Genomic DNA, 21,422 nt, shown 5'->3' with positions numbered 1-21,422 from the left:
GTGCCGCCACATGCAAGCAACTGGCGGGGACTGCATTTTGTTGAGGCAGGGCAGCAGGTTCAGCGGGAGAGGCGCAACTTTACGTGAAACGGCCTCAGTTGCGACGCAATGGAACGGTCACTAAACTGTCGAATCTGCGCTTTCAGGGATGAGACATGGTGCACCTTTTCCGGACTTCGCTCGGTGTAATGGCGCTCGCAGCGGCTGCTTTCGGTCCCGGCGCAGGGGCGCAGGCCGCCAGCGGCCCGTTCCTCGCGCATCAGGCGCTCTATGATTTGAGCCTCGTCAAATCGCGCTCCAATTCGGTCAACAACGCGCGCGGCCGCATCCTCTACAATTTCACCGGAAGCTCGTGCGAGGGCTACACCTCCGAATTCCGCCAGGTCTCCGAGCTCGACAGTGGCGAGGGCAAGGTCACGCTGAGCGATCTCCGCTCCAACTCCTGGGAGGACGCCGCCGGCAAGAGCTACCGGTTCAAGATTGAGACGCGGATGAACGAGACCGACGCCGGCCGGGTCGACGGCTCGGCCGAGCGAGACGGCGACCACATCAACGTCAAGCTGAAGCTGCCGGCGCCGAAGAGCTTCACCCTCGACGGAAAGATCGTGTTCCCGACCGAGCAGATCCAGCGCATCATCGCCGCCGCCAGGGATGGCAAGTCGCTGCTCGAGCTCTCCGTCTATGACGGCTCCGACGACGGCCAGAAGGTCTACAACACGCTGACCGTGATCGGGCAGCCGATCCCCGCCGAGCGGGCCACCGCGTCCGACCCGTCGACCACGGACGAGCACATGAAGTCGCTCAAGCGCTGGCCGGTCACCGTCAGCTATTTCGATCGCGAGGCCCAGCAGAAGGAAGGCGAGCAGACGCCGGTCTATGCGATGTCGTTCGAGCTCTACGAGAACGGCGTCTCGCGCCAGCTCGTGCTCGATTACAACGATTTCGTGATCTCCGGCGCGATAGGCAAGTTCGACGCGAAGGACAGCAAGCCCTGCAATTGAGGGGCGAGGCTAGCCCTCAAGACCGTCTCCCGCTACGCTCCCTCCCAACCACAAACCTCCGGGAGGCAAGCACCATGCCCAAGCTCGACCATCTCCGCCCTAGCGGCCTGCATCACAATCCGGCCTATTCCCACGTCGTGACCGCTTCCGGCGCGCGTACCATCTACATCTCCGGCCAGGTGTCGGTGGACGAGGAGGGGCGGATCGTCGGCGAGGGCGATATTGCCGCGCAGACGACGCAGGTGATGCAGAATCTCGGGCACGCGCTGAAGGCGGCCGGCGCGAGCTACGCCAACATCGTGAAGATCACGACCTTCGTCGTGAACTACAAGCCGGAGCTGCGCCCGATCATCGGCAAGGCCCGCTCGGCCTTCTTCGAAGGCATGGAGCCGCCGGCCTCCACGCTCGTCGGCGTCTCCGCGCTCGCCGCGCCGGAATGGTTGATCGAGATCGAGGCGGTGGCGGTCGCGGATTGAGGTCTTGATCCCGGGCTACGCGTGCTTCGCGTTCGACATCTCTTGCAGAACGGCCATCGCCGCATCGGCCTTGTCAGCCGGCACGAAGAGATGATCGTGATGGAAGGCCGACACGGCGTTCACGCTGATGCCGGCTTCCGCCAGACGCGCCGTGATTGCCGCCAGAAAGCCCACCGCATCGAGCGCGGAGTGAACCGTCAAGGTGATCAGGCGCGCAGGAAAAGCGTAATGTAGTCCCGCCGCTTCGGCCTGCTCGCGCAAGATTACCAGCGTTGTTCCCTCGCGTTCGCGGAACGTCAGCACCGGGCTGAAGGTGGCGGGAATCGTCGCGCTCGGCGCAAGCGTGCAAAACACGAAGGTGCCGTCCAGCAGCTCCGGCTTCATGGTTCTCAGCAGCGCGTCGAGATCGTGTTCGCCTGTCACGGTGCCAAACCCTGGGCGGGCGGGATCGTTTGAGTCCTTGCGAAGCTATCGGCCCCAGAGGTCGTTGGGGGCACGGCCAACATACCATTGTATATCTCCTCTAATCCTTCTCATACGCCGATCTTACGCTGGTACAATTGAGCGACAGCGGGAGATTCTTACAATTTGAGTCGACTCGGGTCACTGCGAGGAAACTCAAATGAACGTCATGATTCGAAAGCTCAACGGCTTGTGGCACCTCATCGTCGGGTCTTGCCAGATCCGAACGCCGTTCCTGGAAACTCAGGATCGGCAGTTGGTCGTCCAGTATGCCCGGCGCGTCTATCCGGGGGCACGGATCTTCGAACGCGACTGAGTCGAGCGGGATTCGATCACTCCTGCTGTCCCGTTTCCGGTCCCTCATATGCGATGCCGCGAATGACGGCAGACTTGCCGAACTTCTTGCGCAGACTGTCCACCGCGCGCTCGGCGTGGGCGGCACGGCGGTCGAGCATGTCGGTGTCGTCGGCGGGCGAGCCGTCACGCAGCGCGCTGACGCCGGCGCCCATCAGGCGGAAGGCGGTGCCGTCGATCTCCCTGGCGAGCATCTCGCGGCAGATCGAGAAGATCTTTGCGGCGAGCTGCGTCGGGGCCGCGATCGACTGCGAGCGGGTACGCTGCCGGAAATCGGCGGTCTTCAGCTTCAGCGTGACGGTCGAGCCGGCCAGCTCGCTGCTCTTCAGCCGCGATGACGTCTTCTCGCACAGCCGCCACAAAATCTTCTCCAGCGTCGCGAAATCGCGGATATCGGTCTCGAACGTGGTTTCGCTGGAAATCGTCTTGGCGCCGCGGTCGGGCTCGACGCGGCGGTCGTCGATGCCGCGGGCGAGTCGCCACAGCCTGCGGCCGTCGCTCGGAAACTGCCGCATCATCTCGATCTCGTCGGCCTTTTGCAGGTCGGCGATGATCCGGAAGCCGCGTTGCACGAGGCGCTCCTGGGTGGCCGGGCCGACGCCGAAGATGAAGCCGACCGGCTTGTCCGCCAGCATCGAGCGCGCTTCCTCCTGGTCGAGCGCGGCGAAGCCGCGCGGCTTGTCGAGGTCGGAGGCGATCTTGGCCAGGAACTTGTTGCAGGACAGGCCGACCGAGACTGAGATGCCGATGTCACGCTCGATGTTGCGCGCGAACCGCGCGAGCACTTTGGCCGGGATCATGCCGTGAACCCGCTCGGTGCCGGAGAGATCGAGAAAGGCCTCGTCGATCGAGAGCGGCTCGACCAGCGGCGTCAGCGCCTGCATGGCCTGCCGCACCTCGCGGCCGACGCGGACGTACTTCGCCATGTCCGGCGGGATCACGGTTGCATGGGGGCACGCCTCCAGCGCCTTGAACATCGGCATGGCCGAGCGCACGCCATAGGTGCGCGCGATGTAGCAGGCGGCCGACACTACGCCGCGCTTGCCCCCGCCGATGATGACGGGCTTGTCGGCGATATCGGGATTGTCGCGCTTCTCGACCGTCGCATAGAAGGCGTCGCAGTCGATGTGGGCGATGGTCAGGCTCGCCAGCGTGCGGTGGCGGATGAGGCGAGGGGAGCCGCAGGCGGAGCAGCGCCGCACGCCCATATCCAGGTCGGCCGAACAATCCCGGCAGAAGCAGCGGGGCCCGGCCGCCTCCAGGGTGCTCACGGCACGTCGCGCTCCCAGGAGGGGTCACCGAGCGCGTCGCCCAGGACCTGCCGCGCCGCGGCAACGTTGGTCGGATGCAGTTCCACCGTGCTGGCAAAGGCCTTCACGGTGGCGTCATCGCGCATCACGAAGTCGAGCACGCTGAGGAGGAAATTCGGGTCGGAGGCGGCATTGCGCAGGGTCTCCGGACCGACCCCCGTCTCAGCCAGAAACAGGCCCAGCCGCTCGGGATCGCCGGCAACGAAGGACAGCGCCTGAATCGCAACGATTTCAGCGACTTCGCGAGGGTTGTGAACAGGCTTTTTCAAGGGTCCGATTTGCCTTTCCGTTAACTTTCGGTGTCTACTTTGAAGTCATCATGCCCGAGTCTCAAGACCGCCGACAAGCAACTGGAAACCACATCGCAGAAAGTCGACCCTCGGGTTTAACGAAACTCAAGCGAATCTGAGGCTAGTTTGAATCCAGTTTTCGAAGCGCCGGCGAGCGGCGCCTGAGGCGTCACATGCATCGGTCTTCAGGACCAAACAGGAGGGCGGGATGGCTAAGACCGTCCTGATCGTGGAAGACAACGAGCTCAACATGAAGCTCTTCCGCGACCTGTTGGAGGCGCACGGCTACCAGACCTCCGGCACCAGCAACGGATATGAGGCGCTCGACCTCGTTCGCAAGATGCGGCCCGACCTCGTGCTGATGGATATCCAATTGCCGCAGGTCTCGGGCCTCGAGGTCACGCGCTGGATCAAGGACGATCCGGAGCTGCGTGCCATTCCCGTCGTCGCGGTCACGGCGTTCGCGATGAAGGGCGACGAAGAGCGCATCCGCGAGGGCGGCTGCGAAGCCTATTTGTCCAAGCCGATCTCGGTCGGCAAATTCATTGAGACGGTCCGGCGTTTTATCGGATAGGAAGTGAGTTCACAGTGTCCGCGCGTATCCTGGTTGTCGATGACGTTCCTGCCAACGTCAAACTCCTCGAAGCCCGCCTGTCAGCCGAATATTTCGACGTGATGACCGCCTCGAACGGCACCGAGGCGCTGGCGATCTGCGCCCGCGCCGAATGCGACATCATCCTGCTCGACGTCATGATGCCCGACATGGACGGCTTCGAAGTTTGCCGCCGCCTCAAGACCGATCCGGCCACGCACCACATTCCCGTCGTGATGGTCACCGCGCTCGACAGCCCGTCCGACCGCAACCGCGGGCTGGAAGCCGGCGCCGACGATTTCCTGACAAAGCCCGTCTCCGACGTCGTGCTGATCGCGCGCGTGCGCTCGCTGACGCGGCTGAAGATGATGACCGATGAGCTGCGCATGCGCGCCATCACCTCGCTCGAGATCGGCATGCAGGCGCCCGAGCGCAGCGCCGTGGCCGACACCGGCAAGGGCGGCCGCATCCTGCTAGTCGACGACCGCCAGTCCTCCTATGAGCGGCTCGCGACGATCCTCGCCGCCGAGCACACCGTCGACGTCGAGCCGAACCCGACGGAGGCGCTGTTCCATGCCGCCGAGGGCAATTACGATTTGCTGATCGTCTCGCTCGACCTCAACAATTTCGACGGCCTGCGGCTCTGCAGCCAGGCGCGTTCGCTGGAGCGCACGCGCCACGTGCCGATCCTGGCGATCGCCGACCCCGAGAACTCGACGCGGCTGCTCCGCGGCCTCGAGATCGGCGTCAACGACTATCTGCTGCGCCCCATCGACAAGACCGAGCTGCTGGCGCGCGCCCGCACCCAGATCCGCCGCCGCCGCTACACCGACCATCTGCGCGACAACGTGCAGAACTCGATCGAGATGGCGATCACCGACGCGCTCACCGGGCTGCACAATCGCCGCTACATGGAGAGCCATCTGGCGACCCTCGCCGAGCAGGCCTCGACCCGCGGCAAGCCGTTGGCGCTGATGATTTTGGACATCGACTACTTCAAGTCGATCAACGACAATTACGGCCACGACGCCGGCGACGACGTGCTGCGCGAATTTGCCGTGCGCGTACGGAAATCGATCCGCGGCATCGACCTTGCCTGCCGCTACGGCGGCGAGGAGTTCGTCATCGTGATGCCGGAGACCGACCTTCACGTCGCCGGCATGGTCGCCGAGCGGCTGCGCCGCTCGATCGCGGGCGAGCCGTTCTCCGTGCACAAGGGGGCCAAGCGCATCGAGGTCACGATCTCGATCGGCCTCACCACGCTGGAGCAGAAGGGCGAGTCCGTCGCCGACGTCCTCAAGCGCGCCGACACGGCGCTCTATCGCGCCAAGCACGACGGCCGCAATCGCGTGGTGTCGCAGGCGGCGTGAGGCGAGGGGACGCTGATTGCGCTCCGCTGTCGTCCCTGCGAACGCAGGGACCCATACCGCGTGATCCATCGAGGACGAGCGGTCTTTGTACCGGAAGATAATTTCGAGTCTTCGCCAAACTCCTCCCTGTGGTTATGGGTCCCTGCGTTCGCAGGGACGACAGCGGAGAGAGTTTCGCCGACCAAAACAAAAGCTGCGAAAACAACCCCATGCACAGTAGCCGACGTTAGTCGGATCAATGGGTTACGCGGTTGGCAAAACGGCTTGCGCTGGCAGCAGGGCTGTTTGACTCGTCGGGCAAAACAAGAGTATTATTCTATAATTCCGAATTTTCCCAAGCTCCGCTGTCATTCCCCGCGAAGGCGAGGAATCCAGTACGCCGCGGTCTATCGGTTCAATTACAATCGCCTCTGGAATACTGGACCACCCGCCTTCGCCGGTGATGACGGCGCATGATGCGGCGGCAGTGACTACGACGGCGCGGGCTTGCGTCCCTTCATCGGCTTCACGGCATCACCACCCACATCCACCCCCGCATTCCGCAACAACACCTTCGCCGCTTCCTTTGCCGCACGCGCCATCGCGGGATCGTCGCGGACGAGGTCCTGCGCGATGGAGCCGTCGACCAGCAACACGAGCTGCGTTGCCAGCGCCTCCGCATCGGCAACGCCGAGCTCGTTCAGCCGGTCGCGAAACCAGAGGCGGCGGCTTTCCTTGAAGGCGATTGCGATCTTCTTCACGGCGCGGTCCGCAGGCCCAAGCTCGGCGACCGCATTCACGAACGGGCAGCCGCGAAAATCCTTGGCCGCAAAGCGGCGCTCCAGCGCATCGAAGGTGCCGAGAATCTGCTCGGCCGGCGGCTTGTCGGAGGGGCGCGCGTGCACGAAGCGGCGCTCCAGATAGGCCGCGATCAGCGCGTCCTTGGAGGGGAAGTGGTTGTAGAGCGTGCGCTTGGAGATGCCGACCTCGGCCGCGATGGTGTCGACGCCGATGGCGCGAATGCCTTGCAGGTAGAACAGCTTGTCGGCGGTCTCGAGGATCCGCTCCTTCATCGTCTGTTGGTTGGGCGGGGGAGCCATGCGGCGGGATGCGTCCTCTTCGCTTGACAGCAGGCGCCTTCCATAGCCTAAGTAAACAGGTCTGTGTAACCAAAATCAACCGCAAAAGCAGACGACGGCACGCGTGCCGCGCCGCCGAGGGAGAAGAAACATGCCCCTGTTGCAGGTCCTGCGTCCGACATTGCCCATCCTGATCGGCGCCTCGATCATGCTGACGCTGAGCATGGGGCTGCGGCAGAGCCTCGGCATCTTCATGCAGCCGCTGACGCATGACATCCACATTTCGATCTCGGACTTCACGCTGGCGCTGGCCGTGCAGAACCTCGCCTGGGGCTTTCTCCAGCCGCTCGCCGGCGCGATGACCGTGCGCTACGGGTTTCGGCCGATCATGATCGTGGGATCGCTGATGTACATCGTGGGCCTGATCCTGATGGCGAGTGCGAACGGGCTCGTCAGCATCATGATCGGCGGCGGCGTGCTGATCGGCACGTCGCTGGCCTGCACCGCGGCGGCGATCGCGATGTCGGTGGCCGCGCGCGCGGTCCCGGAAACGGTGCGCTCCACCGTGCTCGGCATCGTCTCCGGTGCCGGCTCGCTCGGCGCACTGCTGTCGGCGCCGATCGGGCAGATGCTCAATGAGGGCTTTGGCTGGCGCGTCGGGCTCGCCGGCTTCGTCGTCATGTCGGTGCTGATGATTCCCGCCGCCTGGTATGCGGGCCGCATCGACAAGGTGCCGCTGCCCAAGCCTGCTGCCGACGACATCGGTGATGCCACGGCGGCGTCAGTGGCGAAGGCGGCGTTCGGCAATGCGCCCTTCGTGGTGATGACCTGCGCCTATCTCGTCTGCGGCATGCAGCTCGTGTTCCTCACCACGCATCTGCCGTCGTATCTGGCAATCTGCGGCCTCGATCCGATGCTGAGCGCGCAGACGCTCGGCATGATCGGCGGCTTCAACGTGCTCGGCTCGCTGTTCTTCGGCTGGGCCGGCCAGCGCTGGAACAAGCTGGCGCTGCTGGGCGGCATCTACATCCTGCGCTCGCTCGCGCTCGCCTGGTACTTCATGCTGCCGGCGACGCCGTTCTCGACGTTGTTGTTCGGCGCCATCATGGGTTTCCTCTGGATGGGCGTCGGCCCGCTGGTCGCAGGCGCCGTCGCCGAGATGTTCGGCCTGCGCTGGCAGGCGATGATCCAGGGCCTCGCCTTCATGAGCCACCAGATCGGCAGCTTCCTCGGTGCGTATGGAGGAGGGGTGCTCTACGACGCGCTCGGCTCCTACACCATGGCCTGGCGCATCGGCGTCGCGCTCGGACTTGCCGGGGGTATCGTGCAGGTGGCGTTCGCGCTGATCCGGCCGTCGCAGCCGCCGGCGCCGGTGTTGCGGACGGCGTAGGCGGGACACGTCGTTAAGGTCCGGTTTTGGAATCATCTCCGGCTGACTAAGTCCACCGTCTCGACCCCTTCAAAATTCCGAGCTGCGCGCGCATATTGTAGCGGTGGCGCGCCGCGAGGTGGTTGAATGAAACGCCGCGTTCTGGTCACGCTTCTCGGCGCTGCGGCGATGGCCCTGAGCCTCGCAGCCCACGCTCAGCAACCGGCGGTGCCCCGGGTCGGCTACGTCTGGAGCGGCGTTCGCGGGACGGATGTGTACTACCAGACCGGCTTCCGACAGGGACTTGCGGACCTGGGATATGTCGTGGGACGCACCCTGCTGCTCGAAGAACGCTACGCCGAGGGAAAACCGGAGCGCGTTCCTGCGCTGATCGCTGAACTCCTCACGCTCAACGTCGATGTTCTCGTGACCCCAGGCACGCCCATTTCACAGGCTGCGCAACGTGCAACATCCACGGTGCCGATCGTCTGCATGAGCGGGGATCCCATCAGAGCCGGTCTTGTGGCAAGCCTTGCCCGGCCAGGTGGCAATATCACCGGGTTGTCGCAGCTCTCCGGCGATTACGGCGTCAAGTGGCTGGAACTGCTGAAGGAGGCGGCTCCGAAAGTTCATCGTGTCGCCGTGTTGTGGAATCCTGACAATCCGACGACTGCCAACCAACTCGAACTCATGCAAAAAGCGGCACCCGGGCTCGGTCTCGAGTTGACAGCCCTCTCGGTGCGGCTCGCGGACATCGATAACAGCTTCGCCGCACTGGGAGAGAGCGGCCTCGATGGCCTGGTCGTCACCGACGATCCATCGCTGATACCCCTCGTTCCCCGGCTGATCGTGCTCACCGCAGAGCGGCGAATGCCGGCGATCTATCCGTTCCGCGACTCGGCTCAGAGAGGAGGACTGATGTCGTACTCGGCCGACCTTTTCAAACTATGGCAACGCGCCGCAGGCTATGTTGATCGCATTCTGAAAGGGGCGCGTCCGGCAGAGCTTCCCGTCCAGCAGACTACGGAAGTGACCCTGAATATCAATCTCAAGTCCGCCAAGGCGCTCGGTCTCGACATTCCCATGTCGCTGCTTGCCCGCGCCGACGAAGTGATCGATTAGATAATCGCGGTGGTGCATGAGCCCGTGCCTGGCCCCAAGGCTGACATGGAGCCACTCATGTCTCCGCTCGTGCGTGTTGCTTTTGGGGTCCCGGTTCTGGGCAGCAACGCTCCAGCAGAGCGACGACGATCGGGAGAGTCACCAGTTAACGTGACGCGCAGCGTATCCTGGACAATTCGAGACGCCATCTCGACGGCGTCTCGATCCGATGTCCACTTGATCGGTTGATTTGCGGCGTTGTGTTACCTGCAAAGATGACGCCTGCCGTCCCGATCGATGTAGGTGCTCGTGGCTGGATCGTAGGATCGATAGCGCTCCGAGCAAGCACGTGAGACTGCGCCATCCGCGCGAGCCAGGGCGTTGTCCACTCCTTGTGCGGGAGCTGCGCCATCCGGCAACTCGAGGCCCAGCCGGCCGGCCGGCGTCAGCGTGCCGTTCAGGTTGCGATTGGGGTTCTCGGCCTCGTACGTATCCGGATGGCTGCTTGCAAAGCCAGATTGCGCGTAGGCAGTGCTTGCGGTCAGGCCCGACAACAAAGCCACGGCAGCAAGAACCTTAAGTCCAGTCATGGTCGATCTCCATCATAACGGCCGGTGCATCTCGCTGCCGGTGCGTCGGGATGTGGATCGACATCGCGCGCTGGACAAGTTCGCTTGACCCCATACGCGCGACCTGGCGCGTTCTCGTCGTTCAAATGCAGAAAGAGTCGTTTGTTTGCGGAACGCGACGAATGGTCCACCGCCGCCATTCGCAGGCTCGTTCATCTGCATCCGAGCCCCACACCGTGCGTCCCAGAACAATATCGTTACCTGCCGAAAGACCTTCGAGCGGAGGATGCATGACCGCGGACCTGGCGGTAGGCCATCTCCAATTGCAACCGTCCACGGTTGCCAGTCGTAGGGGAGGTCATTTTGCGAGGCTGCCACCACGCGGATCGATGTCCGGGTTCGAAGCGACGTAGTCGATCTCGCCGCGCGAGATACCGATATCGTGAAGCTCCCTGTCACTCAGGGCGAGCAACCTGCCCCGTATCTCTCGGCGTCCGTACCATTCGAGCAGGGCAGCGAAGCGGTCGCCAAAAAAGCTCAGGCCGAGCCGAAGCGGCGCGAACGTCTGTCGTGAGGTGGACGCGTTGTAGGTTGTAGCCATTTGACATCTCCCGCGCTGCCTGCCTCCCACTGAAATAGTGCCAGTCCATCGAGGGGGGCGCTTGATATCCGGCTTACTTTTTCCTTACCCGCGGCTTATTCTTTGAACTTTGGGGGTGCTTGAGCGCGTCAGGCGATCAATGAGGTAACCAAGGAGGGTAGCATGCGCTATTTCTTCGAGGACTACGCTCTCGACATCGACCGGCGTGAGCTGCATCGCGGCTCGAACGTCGTCCCCACTGCACCGCAGGTTTTCGATCTGCTCGATTACCTGATCCGGAACAGGGAGCGGGTCGTCAGCAAAGACGACCTCGTGAACGCCATCTGGAATGGACGCATCGTGTCCGATGTGGCGCTGACCACGCGTCTCAACGCTGCCCGAAGCGCGATCGGTGATTGCGGCGACGAACAACGCCTGATCAAGACGCTGCCGCGAAAAGGGCTTTCGTTTCGTCGGCGCGGTGCACCAATCCGCCGTCACGTCGGAATCAACCGGGGGCGTGGTTTCGTCGAAGCCCGCACCGGCGCTTCCCGACAAGCCCTCGATCGCGGTGTTGCCGTTCGAGAACATGAGCGGCGATCCAGAGCAGCAATATTTTGCCGACGGAATGGTCGAGGAGATCACGACAGCGCTTTCGCGGTTCAAATGGCTGTTCGTCATCGCGCGGGAATTCGAGCTTCACCTTCAAGGGCAGGGCGGTCGATATCAAGGAGGTCGGACGCCAGCTTGGCGTGCGCTATGTGCTTGAGGGGTCTGTGCGCAAGTCGGCGGGCAAAGTTCGCATCGCAGGGCAATTGATTGATGCGGTTACGGGCGCGCACATCTGGGCCGACAGGTTCGAGCGCGACCTGACGGACGTTTTTGCTCTCCAGGACGAGGTCGCAGTCGCTGTCGTTTCGGCCATTGAGCCGAAGTTGCTCCAAACGGAAATTGCGATGGCGACGCGGCGGCGGCCGGAAAACCTTACAGCCTATGATTTCTACCTCCGGGCTTTGCCGCAATATTACACCTCGACGCGCGAAGGGTTCGCTGAAGCGATAAGGCTCGCTCATAACGCCCTGGAGCTGGACCCCCGGTCCGGCTCCGTAGCGGCTTTGGCGAGCCTGTGCCACGCGCTCAACGTGACCATGGGGTTTTCTGCCGATCCCTATTTCGATCGCAGGGAAGCGATCCGACTTTTTCGTCTGGCACTGAGCATCGACGACAGCGATCCCGATGCGTTGGCGAACGCTGCTACCGTCTCGGCCTTCATGGTTGGCGATTGTGAAAGCGAGATCGAGATGGCGGATCGCGCAGTCGCACTCAACCCGAATTCATTCTGGGCGTGGCATGGCAGAGGCTGGGTGTACAGGATAGCGGGGCAGCCGGAAGAAGCGATCAGGAGCTTTGAGCGTGCCATGCGCATGAGCCCGGTCGATCCGCTCCTGCACCGCTCCTTCATCGGCATGGCCATGGCATTCATTGAACTCGGCCGCTTTGACGAGGCCATCGTGGCAGCAAGGAAGGCCGTTCGTCAGAACCCCTCTCATTCGGCATCCTACCGGTGTCTTGCATCCGCTTTTGCCCATTGCGGACGCGACACGGAGGCGCGCGAGGCCGCGGCGGGGGTACTCGAGCACGACCCTTCCTTTACAATATCCACCTACATCGCTCGCGGTGGGCAATCAAAGGCGAAGCTCTTGATCGAGGGGTTTCGGAAAGCCGGGTTGCCCGAGTAGCTCTCCAAGTCGAGCCGGCATGACCGGTCCTGGCCCACCGCTGACATCGAGCCATCCGACTTCAAGATCGGCTCTGCGCAGCAGCGCGCCCCGGGCCACGAGAAAAAATAGAAACGGGGCCGTGAGGCCCCGTCAAAAAGTTCAGTCTATCTCGCGATCTTTCTTGATCTCGGCTTCGCGGGATTGGACGTGCTTGCACCAACCGACGAATGATATTTTGGCTGCCTGCGGCAAGCATGGGCCGACATCAGGGACAAATTCAGATAGGGAGCCAGCGGGCCGTACGACTAGCGACGTCCTGACCGCTTGAGATCGGCGACCTTGAACCTGTTGCCTGCCTGCAGGCTGCTGCAAATCCAGTGGGCCTTGTTTCGATTCTCGGCCAGGAACACCTTCGTCTCGACGCAATTTTCGTAGGACGAATGGGTGATGGTGTCTCGGCACGTTGGCGAGAAAGGTCCATAGTCCAACTGGCCGCCCGACTCGCTACATCCAATCCAGGGCTCGTTGCCGTGTCGGAAGCTTGATGCACAGCCGCCGTTGCAGCTACTGGCGCGTGCCTCCAGGCTGGCAATCCTCGCCATTGGTGAGCCCGGCGCGTACGTAGGCGTGCGCGCGGATGACGTTCCAGCTGTTGACGCAGTCCGGCGCGGCGCCGTTGTGCTTGCTCCCCGCTCCGACACGTGTGGCTTTGCCGCCTGTTTCGGCGCGTCGACCGTGATGGGGGGAAGCGTGGCGGCGGAGCCGATTGGGATTTGCGATGCTGCCGGGGCGCACAGCAAGACAGTCGACAAGGCAGCGATGGTTGAAGGCACGACAAGGCTTGATGACAATCTCATGACCATGTCCTTCCTAATCCGGGACGGAAATGCCGTGCCGGTCAGTACACGGTAACATACATTTGGAGGTGAGCAATCGAGGGTTGAAGAGACGTCTGTCGATCAACGCGTCATCGACATCGCGGCGTGGAGCCTGCTGGCCACCCCCGGGACACGAGGCAAAATAGAAACGGGGCCGTGAGGCCCCGTCAAAAGTTCAGTCTATCCCACGATCTACTTGATCTCGGCTTCGCAAGCATGGGCCGACATCAGGGACCAAGTTCAACTGAGACTGAGAGCCAGCGGGCGGTCCGACTAGCGACGTCCTGCCCGCTTGAGGTCTGCGACCTTGAACCTGTTGCCGGCCTGCAGGCTGCTGCAAAGCCAGTGGGCTCTGTTTCGATTGTCGCCCAGGAACACCCTCGTCTCGACGCAATTCACGAAGGACGTATGGGTGATGGTGTCTCGGCACGTTGGCGACATCGGTCCATAGTTCAGGCCGCCGCCCGACTCGCTACATCCAACCCAGGGCTCGTTGCCTTGTCGGAAGCTTGATGCGCAGCCACCGTTACAGCTGCTGGCGCGCGCCTCCAGGCTAGCAAGCCTCCCCATGTTGGAATCCGGCGCATACGAAGGCTTGGGCTCGGTTGACGTTCGAGCGGTTGACGCAGTCCGACGCGGCGCCGTTGTGTTTGCTCCCCGCTCCGACACCTGCGGCCTCGCCACCTGCTTCGGTGCATCGACCGTAACGGGGGGGAGCGTGGCGGCGGAGCCCGCATTGATTTGCGACACTGCCGGGCCAGACAGCAAGGCAGTTGACAAGAGGGCGACGGCTGAGGGCACGACAAGGCTTGACGACAATCTCATGGCAAGTCCTCCCAAATCCAGGACGGAAATGCCGTCCGGATAAGTGCACGGTAACATACATTTGGAATTGGGCAACCGAGGGTTGAGGCAATGTCTGCCTAGTGACTCGCCACCGACATGGCGGCGAAGTGAACCTGAGCGCTTGCCCAAAGCCGTTGCGATGTTTGTTTCCTATCCTCTAGCGGACATCACGCGGCTGAGCCTTTGTGATCTGCAGCACACCCCACGCGAGAGCTGCCAGCCGCTCTTCCGAGTGTTTCTGCAACCCGCCACTTTTAGGAGGACTTGTCGTGCTGGCTCCGTTCGGCAACACTACTCGGATTTCAATGTAGTATTTCAGGAGGGCATGATGCCCGAGACATTGGAAAGCCTGTTGTGGTGTGCCGCGCTCGCGACGTGGCTGATGTTATTCTTCGGATTCATATCTGAACGCTTGAAGTCGCTCCCAAAATTCGTCAGCCGGCTGCTCGAGGGAGCTTTCAGGCTCAAGGCGAAGTGACGTAGTCACGACCCCGGGATACGCGGCTTGGCAGCTGCCAGGCTCGCAGATCTGCGCGCGCGTTGATGGTGTCGAGACGGACGGATAAGGCGCACATGTGCAGCTGAACTCTCTCGCAGATCTGCGAGAGGGCCGACGGTGCTTGCACCGTGCTCGAAGCTATCATCGCTCGAATATCAGGGTGCGGGAGGCCAAAACAAAGCTGCTATCCCGCCAGCTTCCGATCGAGCGAGAACCGGCCACCGCCGGTGACCAGGATCAGCATCGCGCCTCCCATGATCGAGATGTTCTTCAAGAAATGATTGTATTGCCCAATCTGCTGCGAACCGACGGGGTATTCCCAGTAGCGATGCGCGATCGCAGTCGCCATCAACACAAACAGGAAAACCAAGACTGCGCAGTAGCGCGTACCAAAGCCGAGTATCAGACCAGCCGACATGATTACTTCCAGTGCCACGGTGGTCGCCGTGAACAGTTCAGGCGCTGGAACGTTCAGCGACCTGAAATAGCTCACCGAGCCACTGAAATTGGTGATGGCTCCGTACGCGCTTCCGACGAAGACCCAGGCCAGCAGAATGCGGCCGACCAGAATGAGCAGGTTGGCGCTGCCAGCGGCGAACGCGTCGACCCCGGATGTGAGCGAGCGAGAGCGGAGTAGCATCGCCATTGCCCCATAGTGGTTGTCTACGGGCGGCACTTGGATGCCGATGATGGTACCACTATCGACGAACCGGATGAAGAGTGCTCGCCGGGCCGTGCAATGCGCCGCAAACGCCCGGCGTAGCTTTCGTGCCCCGGGGCGCAGCCCAGCAGCGCAAGGGCGCCGCAGCGCGTCCGGGACACGAGAGGCGGCACAAATAAGAACGGGGCCCGAAAGGGCCCCGCAAAACTCTTCAACGCTGCGTCGATCTTACTTGATCTTGGCTTCCTTGAATTCGACGTGCTTGCGCGCGACCGGGTCGTACTTCTTCTTGACCAGCTTGTCGGTCATGGTGCGCGAATTCTTCTTGGCGACGTAGTAGAAGCCGGTGTCAGCCGAGGACACGAGCTTGACCTTGATGGTGACCGCTTTGGCCATGTTCAGAACCTCAGGAATGAAGGGAATCTGGAGCCGGCCAAACGGCCCGCGTTGGCCGGCAACCTAGCCAGAAACCGCCTGATGTCAAGGTTTGGGAGCGTTTTCGCGCGAACTGGGCATCGGTTCGCGTGAAGAAAATGCGTCAAAAACAACAGGCTAGAGCCCCGAATGGGGCTCCGGTCCCGGAAACCACTCAAATCGGGCCTATCAGGCCTCGAAGAAGCGGTTTTTCGGCCGGGGCAGACCCAGATTCTCCCTCAAAGTGGCCCCTTCATACTCTTTCCGGAAAATCCCGCGCTTCTGGAGCTCCGGGACGACCTTGTCGACGAAATCGTCGAGGCCGGCGGGCAGGAACGGGAACATGATGTTGAAGCCGTCGGAGCCGCGCCCGACCAGCCATTCCTCCATCTGGTCGGCGATGGTCTTGGCGGTGCCGACGAAGGACAGCCCGCCATAGCCGCCGACGCGCTGGGCGAGCTGGCGCACGGTGAGCTTGTCGCGCCTGGCGAGGTCGACCATGCGCTGCCGGCCGCTCTTGCTGGCGTTGGTCTCCGGTATCTCCGGCAGCTGCCCGTCGGGATCGAAGCCAGAGGCATCGGTGCCGAGGATGACCGAGAGCGAAGCGATGGCGCTGTCATAGTGCACCCGGCCGTCGAGCAGGGCGCGCTTCTCCCTTGCTTCATCGACGCTGTCGCCGACCACGACGAAGGCGCCGGGGAGGATCTTGAGGTGCTCAGGATCGCGGCCGATCGCCTCCATGCGGCCCTTGATGTCGGCGTAGAGTTTCTGTCCGTCCGCGAGGCTGCCGCCGCCGGTGAACACGGCTTCCGCGGTCTCGGCCGCGAGCTGCCTGCCGTCCTCGGAGGCGCCGGCCTGCACGATCACCGGCCAGCCCTGCACGGGGCGGGCGATGTTGAGGGGCCCGCGCACTTTCAGATATTTGCCGTTGTGGTCGAGCGTGTGCATCTTCGCGGGATCTACGAACAGGCCGCTCTCGACATCGCGCACGAAGGCATCGTCGGCAAAGGAGTCCCAGAGGCCGGTGACCACATCGTAGAACTCGCGGGCGCGCTTGTAGCGCTCGGCATGCTCCATGTGGTCGTCGAGGCCGAAATTCAGGGCCGCATCCGGGTTCGAGGTGGTGACGATGTTCCACCCCGCACGGCCGCCGCTGAGATGGTCGAGCGAGGCGAAGCGGCGCGCGACGTGATAGGGCTCGTCGAACGTGGTCGAGCCCGTCGCGATCAGGCCGATGCGCTCGGTGACCGCGGAGAGCGCCGACAGCAGCGTGAACGGCTCGAACGAGGTCACGGTGTGGCTGCGCTTGAGCGCGTTGATCGGCATGTTCAGCACGGCGAGGTGATCGGCCATGAAGAAGGCGTCGAACTTGCCGGCCTCGAGCTTCCGGATCAGCGTCTTGATGTGCCCGAAGTTGAAATTGGCGTCGGGCCAGGCCCCGGGATAGCGCCAGGCGCCGGTGTGGATGCTGATCGGGCGCATGAACGCGCCAAGCTTGAGTTGCCGTTGTGCCATCGCGCCCGCTTCCATGTTGGGTGTCGTTCGGAAAGACATAGGCACGCCGGGGAACTCCGCCATTGGGGCAGGCGGGAAGAATTTTTTGTTTTTCGCGACGCCTCCAGCACAATCGCGTCATTCCCTGCCGCTGCGCAGCAGAGAGCCCGGAATGACGGAGGAGGGAGCCATCGAACCGATCCGCCGATCGCGTCGACAAAGCCATGACCCCTAAGGAGAGCTTCCGATGGCAGGCGCAATGACCGTGGATGGCAGCACCGTCCGCATCGACCGTTCCATGCCCTGGGTCGGTCGGCTGCTGTCGCTGCCGTTGCTGGCGGCGAGCTTCTATCTGCTGTGGAATGTCGCGCTCGGCCTGCGCCAGGATTTTTCCGGCTTCGGAAGGCTCGCCGATGACCTCGTGCCGGTGCTGGTGTTCACCGGGCTGGGACTTCTCGTCGGCATCCCTGGCATCATCCTGCTCAGCTACCGCTATTTCGTCGTGCTCAACGAGACGCTGCGCCAGATCGTGATCACCAGGCAGTTCGGGCCGCTGAACATCCGCAGTCAGCGTGATCTCGCCGACTATCACTTCATCAGCATCACGGATGATTACGATACGGATCTGACGACCTACGACGTCAACCTCTGCGGCAACAGGGGCACCGAGCCGATCACGCTTCAGAGCTTCACCAGGCGCGAGGATGCGGGCAAGCTCGCCAGCGAGATCGGCCGCGTCTTGAAACTGCCGGCGCGCGATTATGTCGGCACCGAGCCGGACGCGGACGATTAGTTAGCCCAAAATATCCTTCTGCATCTTGCCGCCGTAGAAATGGAAGAACGGCACCGGCGCGTCGTGGCGGAGCGGGCCGGTGGCAAGGCGGGTGTCGAGCTCGTTGAGCACGTTGCGCGTCATCGGATGCAGATCGGCGAGCGGCTTCGAGCCGAGCTCGACCCAGACCAGCTCGACCAGCTCGGCATCGGCATGGATCACGCCCTCGACGCGGTGGGTGATCGCGGAGGCGTCCGCCGTGAAGAAGCGCGTGTCGAACCTTTTGACGCGGCCGGGCGGGGTGATCGCGCGCGCGATCAGGAACAGGCTGGAGGGATCGGGCAGCAGGCCCGCATCCGCGAACGGCTTCCAGGCGCCCTCGAGCTTCGCCTTGCCCTCGCTCTTGCGGCCGAGGCAGAGGCCGGTCTCCTCGCAGGCTTCGCGGATCGCGGCAATCGCGAGCGACTTGGCGCGCGAGGCCGGGGTCTTCGGACTGCCCTTGGCGAGATTGGCTTCGAGCTCGGCCGTGATCGGTGCCGCGCACGGCACGCGATAATCGTCCTTGTCGACACGGCCGCCGGGGAAGACGAACTTTCCGGGCATGAACACCACCTTGTCGTGGCGCTTGCCGACCAGGACCTTTGGAATGCTGCCGCTGCGATCGACCAGGATCAGCGTCGCCGCATCCCTCGGGCGGAAATAGGGATGGTGGTCGGCTTCCTTGCCCTCGTGGATCTTGGCCTTTTCGGCTGCCTGCGTAGTATCCGTCATGTCCTCACCCAAACGCTTTTTGATTATTTGCTTAGACCGGCGGAATACCATCCGGAGGGTTGTCGTCAAAGCCGTGCATGCGCAGAGCCCATTGCAAGCCGACCACGGCTCCCTTCACCGGCTGCAGCAGCCCGAGCGAGGCGACGAAGGTGAAAGGCAGATAGGCCGCGAAGCTGAGCCAGACCGGCGTGGTGTAATTGGTCTCGATCCACAAGATGGTCGGCACCACGATGTGGCCGACGATGACGATCACGAGATAGGCCGGCAGATCGTCGGCGCGATGTGGCGTGAAGTCGAGGCCGCATCTGGAACAATTGTCCGCCGTCTTCAGGAAAGCGCGGAATAGCTTGCCCTCGCCGCAGCGCGGGCAGCGGCTGCGAAAGCCGCGCTTCATCGCAGCCCAGACGTCGCGCTTCTCGACCAGACCAGTCTCGCGCGTCCAGATCTTCGGGGCCGTGCTCGTCGTCACCATGCCTTGCCCTTCTGTCCCCCGCCTTTCCCCTTGTTCTTTCCCTTGCTCTTCTTCGCCTTGCCGGATTTTGGCTTCGGCGGCTTGCGTTTTCTGTCCGGACTGCGGCCGGGATGCGCCTTGAACGAGGGGCGGCGTTGCGGACCGGATTGCCGGCGGTCGCGCGGCGCGGTCTCACTGTCCGACGACAGCAACTCGAAGCGTAGCGCACCCGCGATGGGGGCCGCTTCGATCAGGCGGACGTCAACGACGTCGCCGAGCTGATACATGGTGCGGCTGCGCGTGCCGACGAGGGCATGGCGACCCTCGTCATAGTTGAAATATTCCGTGCCGAGGGATCGGATCGGGATCAGGCCGTCGGCGCCGGTCTCGCTCAGCTTGACGAACAGGCCGGCGCGCGTGACGCCGGAGACGCGGCCCTGAAAGCTCGCGCCGATGCGATCGGCGAGGTGATGGGCGATCAGGCGGTCGACGGTCTCGCGCTCCGCCTTCATCGCGCGCCGCTCGGTCACCGAGATGTGGGCCGCGACCTCGCCCAGGCTCTCCGGCGTCTCGCTGTCGGGCAGGGCGCCTTCGCCGAGCCCGAGCGCGCGGACCAGCGCGCGGTGCACGACGAGGTCGGCATAGCGGCGGATCGGCGAGGTGAAATGCGCGTAGCGGCGCAGGTTCAGGCCGAAATGACCGTAATTCTCGGAGGAATATTCGGCCTGTGCCTGCGCCCGCAGCACCACCTCGCTCACCAGCGGGAAGTGGTCGTGGCCTTCGAGCTGCGCCAGCACGCGGTTGAACAGAGCAGGGCGCAGCGCGCCGCCTTTCGCGAACGGGACGTCCAGCGTCTCCAGAAACTCCGCGAGTGCGTGGACCTTCTCCAGCGTCGGCTCGTCGTGCACGCGGTAGATCAGCGGCAGCGACTTCTTCTCGAGCATCTCCGCTGCCGCGACGTTGGCGAGGATCATGAACTCCTCGATCAGCTTATGCGCATCGAGGCGCTCGGGCACCACGACGCGGTCGACCGTGCCGTCGCTCTTCAGGAGGATCTTGCGCTCGGGCAGGTCGAGATTGAGCGGATCGCGCTCGTCGCGCGCACGCTTGGCGCAGGCATAGGCGGCATAGAGCGGCTTCAGGATCGGATCGAGCAGCGGGCCGGTGGTGTCGTCGGGCCGGCCGTCGATCGCAGCCTGCGCCTGCGCGTAGCTCAGCTTGGCGGCCGAGCGCATCAGGATGCGGTGGAACGTATGCGAGCGCTTGCGGCCGTCGGGGCCGAGCACCATGCGCACCGCGAGCGCGCCGCGCGGCTCGCCGGGGACCAGCGAGCAGAGATTGTTCGAGATCCGCTCGGGCAGCATCGGCACGACGCGGTCGGGGAAATAGACCGAGTTGCCGCGGTCGAGCGCGCTACGGTCGAGCGCGGTGCCCGGCCGGACGTAGAAGCTCACATCCGCAATGGCGACGTTGACGATGAAGCCGCCCTTGTTGTTCGGGTCGTCGTCTGCTTGCGCATGTACCGCATCGTCGTGATCCTTGGCATCCGGCGGATCGATGGTGACAAGCGGGACGTCGCGCCAGTCCTCGCGGCCCTTCAGGTTCGCGGGCTCTGCGGCTTCCGCCTCGCGCTCGGCGGCGGGCGGGAATTGCAGCGGGATGTCGTGGGCGTAGATCGCGATCAGGCTGATCGCCTTCTCCGACTTGACCGAGCCGAGCTTCTCCTTCACGCGGCCGGAGGCGAGGCCAAAGCTGCGCGTGCGGACGATGTCGACGCTGACGAGGTCTCCGTCCTGCGCGCCCGACGTATCGGCTGCTGCGATGTTCAGCTCGCGGTCGGCGGCCTTCTTGTCGACGGGAACGAGCCGTCCGCCGCCCTCGGGCAGGCTGCGGAACACGCCGAGGATGCGGCTCCTGGTCTTGTCGAAGACCTTGATGACGTGTCCGCGATAGGCCGGGCCTTCGGTCTCGTTGGTCGGCTCGACGCGCAGCAGCACGCGGTCGCGGACGCCGGCGACGGTGCCCGGCTTTGGCCGGCGCGGCATCTGAATGCGGATCTTGGGGGGCTCGCCGCCTTCGACCTCGTCCCATTCGGTGGGGGAGGCGATCAATTCGCCGTCCTGGTCGCGGCCGGTGATGTCGGCGACCAGCGTCGACGGCAGGGCGTCCGGCTCTGAAACCTTGTGGCGCTTTTTCTTGATGGTCCCGTCGTCGGCGAGCTCGCGCAACATGCGCTTGAGCTCGATGCGATCGGCGTTCTTCAGGCCGAACTCGCGCGCAATTTCGCGAGTTCCCACCTTTCCTGGATTTGCCTTGATGAAGGCGACGATGGCTGCCCGGTCGGGAAAGCCACGGTCATTCTTGCGTTTCACTTAACCTCTAA

Annotated in this window: 22 protein-coding genes; 10 read left to right on the top strand and 12 right to left on the bottom strand. The window is 63.4% G+C overall.

Translation table 11 applies throughout. The features are described from left to right. The first annotated feature begins 155 nt into the window (after positions 1-155). Positions 156-1,001 (top strand): cell envelope integrity EipB family protein, encoded by an 846-nt coding sequence (locus NLM25_RS26475; protein ID WP_254138939.1) that lies wholly within the window; start codon positions 156-158, stop codon positions 999-1,001. Positions 1,002-1,075: 74 nt separating this feature from the next. Continuing rightward, positions 1,076-1,477 carry a RidA family protein gene (locus NLM25_RS26470; RefSeq protein WP_247300752.1) on the top strand — a complete coding sequence of 134 codons (402 nt, stop codon included), beginning with the start codon at positions 1,076-1,078 and terminating at the stop codon, positions 1,475-1,477. A gap of 15 nt (positions 1,478-1,492) precedes the next feature. Here NLM25_RS26470 and NLM25_RS26465 read toward each other — a convergent pair whose 3' ends face one another. Next, positions 1,493-1,900: an ACT domain-containing protein gene (locus NLM25_RS26465; RefSeq protein WP_254138938.1), complete on the bottom strand. Its 408-nt coding sequence runs from the start codon at positions 1,898-1,900 to the stop codon at positions 1,493-1,495. Between the two features lie 199 nt (positions 1,901-2,099). On the opposite strand from NLM25_RS26465, the gene NLM25_RS26460 reads away from it, so the two are divergent. After that, on the top strand, positions 2,100-2,255 hold the full coding sequence (locus NLM25_RS26460; protein WP_254120291.1) for a hypothetical protein: 156 nt from the start codon (positions 2,100-2,102) through the stop codon (positions 2,253-2,255). Between the two features lie 16 nt (positions 2,256-2,271). Here the strand turns inward: NLM25_RS26460 and NLM25_RS26455 are convergent, their stop codons facing one another. Both NLM25_RS26455 and NLM25_RS26450 read right to left on the bottom strand, forming a co-directional pair. Further along, positions 2,272-3,564: a DNA polymerase IV gene (locus NLM25_RS26455; protein ID WP_254138937.1), complete on the bottom strand. Its 1,293-nt coding sequence runs from the start codon at positions 3,562-3,564 to the stop codon at positions 2,272-2,274. After that, complete coding sequence (locus tag NLM25_RS26450) at positions 3,561-3,872, bottom strand: DUF3572 domain-containing protein (protein ID WP_254120289.1); 312 nt, start codon at positions 3,870-3,872, stop codon at positions 3,561-3,563. Before NLM25_RS26450 ends, NLM25_RS26455 begins: the two co-directional genes overlap by 4 nt. 229 nt (positions 3,873-4,101) lie before the next feature. Here NLM25_RS26450 and NLM25_RS26445 point away from each other — a divergent pair, with 229 nt between their 5' ends. Further along, positions 4,102-4,467 (top strand): response regulator, encoded by a 366-nt coding sequence (locus NLM25_RS26445; RefSeq protein WP_008566616.1) that lies wholly within the window; start codon positions 4,102-4,104, stop codon positions 4,465-4,467. Between the two features lie 14 nt (positions 4,468-4,481). Next, complete coding sequence (locus tag NLM25_RS26440) at positions 4,482-5,855, top strand: PleD family two-component system response regulator (protein ID WP_254120288.1); 1,374 nt, start codon at positions 4,482-4,484, stop codon at positions 5,853-5,855. Positions 5,856-6,325: 470 nt separating this feature from the next. Here NLM25_RS26440 and NLM25_RS26435 read toward each other — a convergent pair whose 3' ends face one another. After that, positions 6,326-6,934, bottom strand: coding sequence for a TetR/AcrR family transcriptional regulator (locus NLM25_RS26435; protein ID WP_254138936.1), 609 nt, complete (start codon positions 6,932-6,934; stop codon positions 6,326-6,328). A gap of 130 nt (positions 6,935-7,064) precedes the next feature. Between NLM25_RS26435 and NLM25_RS26430 the strand changes: the two genes are divergently transcribed. Together NLM25_RS26430 and NLM25_RS26425 are read left to right on the top strand one after the other, a co-directional pair. Beyond that, the gene (locus NLM25_RS26430) at positions 7,065-8,303 is read left to right on the top strand and encodes an MFS transporter (protein WP_254120286.1); all 1,239 of its coding nucleotides are present in this window, start codon (positions 7,065-7,067) and stop codon (positions 8,301-8,303) included. 126 nt (positions 8,304-8,429) lie between these two features. Next, positions 8,430-9,404 (top strand): ABC transporter substrate-binding protein, encoded by a 975-nt coding sequence (locus NLM25_RS26425; protein ID WP_254138935.1) that lies wholly within the window; start codon positions 8,430-8,432, stop codon positions 9,402-9,404. A gap of 242 nt (positions 9,405-9,646) precedes the next feature. On the opposite strand, the gene NLM25_RS26420 is transcribed toward NLM25_RS26425, so the two are convergent. Together NLM25_RS26420 and NLM25_RS26415 are read right to left on the bottom strand one after the other, a co-directional pair. Further along, on the bottom strand, positions 9,647-9,973 hold the full coding sequence (locus tag NLM25_RS26420) for a BA14K family protein (RefSeq protein WP_254138934.1): 327 nt from the start codon (positions 9,971-9,973) through the stop codon (positions 9,647-9,649). Positions 9,974-10,310: 337 nt separating this feature from the next. Continuing rightward, complete coding sequence (locus NLM25_RS26415; protein ID WP_254120283.1) at positions 10,311-10,553, bottom strand: DUF1127 domain-containing protein; 243 nt, start codon at positions 10,551-10,553, stop codon at positions 10,311-10,313. Positions 10,554-10,715: 162 nt separating this feature from the next. Here NLM25_RS26415 and NLM25_RS26410 point away from each other — a divergent pair, with 162 nt between their 5' ends. Together NLM25_RS26410 and NLM25_RS44155 are read left to right on the top strand one after the other, a co-directional pair. Continuing rightward, the gene (locus tag NLM25_RS26410) at positions 10,716-11,351 is read left to right on the top strand and encodes a winged helix-turn-helix domain-containing protein (RefSeq protein WP_254138933.1); all 636 of its coding nucleotides are present in this window, start codon (positions 10,716-10,718) and stop codon (positions 11,349-11,351) included. After that, positions 11,309-12,271 carry a tetratricopeptide repeat protein gene (locus NLM25_RS44155; RefSeq protein WP_254138932.1) on the top strand — a complete coding sequence of 321 codons (963 nt, stop codon included), beginning with the start codon at positions 11,309-11,311 and terminating at the stop codon, positions 12,269-12,271. The genes NLM25_RS26410 and NLM25_RS44155 overlap by 43 nt, the downstream gene beginning before the upstream one ends. Positions 12,272-14,660: 2,389 nt before the next feature. Here NLM25_RS44155 and NLM25_RS26400 read toward each other — a convergent pair. The 3 genes from NLM25_RS26400 to NLM25_RS26390 form a co-directional block, all read right to left on the bottom strand. Beyond that, positions 14,661-15,122, bottom strand: coding sequence for a DoxX family protein (locus NLM25_RS26400; RefSeq protein WP_254138931.1), 462 nt, complete (start codon positions 15,120-15,122; stop codon positions 14,661-14,663). A gap of 243 nt (positions 15,123-15,365) precedes the next feature. After that, positions 15,366-15,533, bottom strand: coding sequence for a 50S ribosomal protein L33 (rpmG, locus tag NLM25_RS26395; protein WP_057756569.1), 168 nt, complete (start codon positions 15,531-15,533; stop codon positions 15,366-15,368). 207 nt (positions 15,534-15,740) lie between these two features. Then, positions 15,741-17,066, bottom strand: a complete 1,326-nt coding sequence (locus tag NLM25_RS26390) for an LLM class flavin-dependent oxidoreductase (protein WP_254138930.1) — start codon at positions 17,064-17,066, stop codon at positions 15,741-15,743. A gap of 226 nt (positions 17,067-17,292) precedes the next feature. On the opposite strand from NLM25_RS26390, the gene NLM25_RS26385 reads away from it, so the two are divergent. Next, a complete protein-coding gene (locus NLM25_RS26385; protein ID WP_254138929.1) occupies positions 17,293-17,838 on the top strand; it encodes a hypothetical protein in 546 nt (181 codons plus the stop codon). Here NLM25_RS26385 and NLM25_RS26380 read toward each other — a convergent pair whose 3' ends face one another. Genes NLM25_RS26380 through rnr form a run of 3 tightly spaced genes read right to left on the bottom strand, consistent with a single transcriptional unit; the run spans position 17,839 to position 21,411 of the window. After that, a complete protein-coding gene (locus NLM25_RS26380) occupies positions 17,839-18,588 on the bottom strand; it encodes an NUDIX domain-containing protein (protein WP_254138928.1) in 750 nt (249 codons plus the stop codon). It lies immediately after the preceding gene. A 31-nt stretch (positions 18,589-18,619) separates the two neighbouring features. After that, positions 18,620-19,060 carry a DUF983 domain-containing protein gene (locus tag NLM25_RS26375; protein WP_254120276.1) on the bottom strand — a complete coding sequence of 147 codons (441 nt, stop codon included), beginning with the start codon at positions 19,058-19,060 and terminating at the stop codon, positions 18,620-18,622. Next, positions 19,054-21,411, bottom strand: coding sequence for a ribonuclease R (rnr, locus tag NLM25_RS26370; RefSeq protein ID WP_254138927.1), 2,358 nt, complete (start codon positions 21,409-21,411; stop codon positions 19,054-19,056). Before rnr ends, NLM25_RS26375 begins: the two co-directional genes overlap by 7 nt. Between the last annotated feature and the right edge of the window lie 11 nt (positions 21,412-21,422).

This window comes from Bradyrhizobium sp. CCGB01 (assembly GCF_024199795.1).
GTDB lineage: Bacteria > Pseudomonadota > Alphaproteobacteria > Rhizobiales > Xanthobacteraceae > Bradyrhizobium.
The sequence above is the reverse complement of the archived record's forward strand: the minus strand, read 5'-3'. Positions and strand labels throughout refer to the sequence as shown.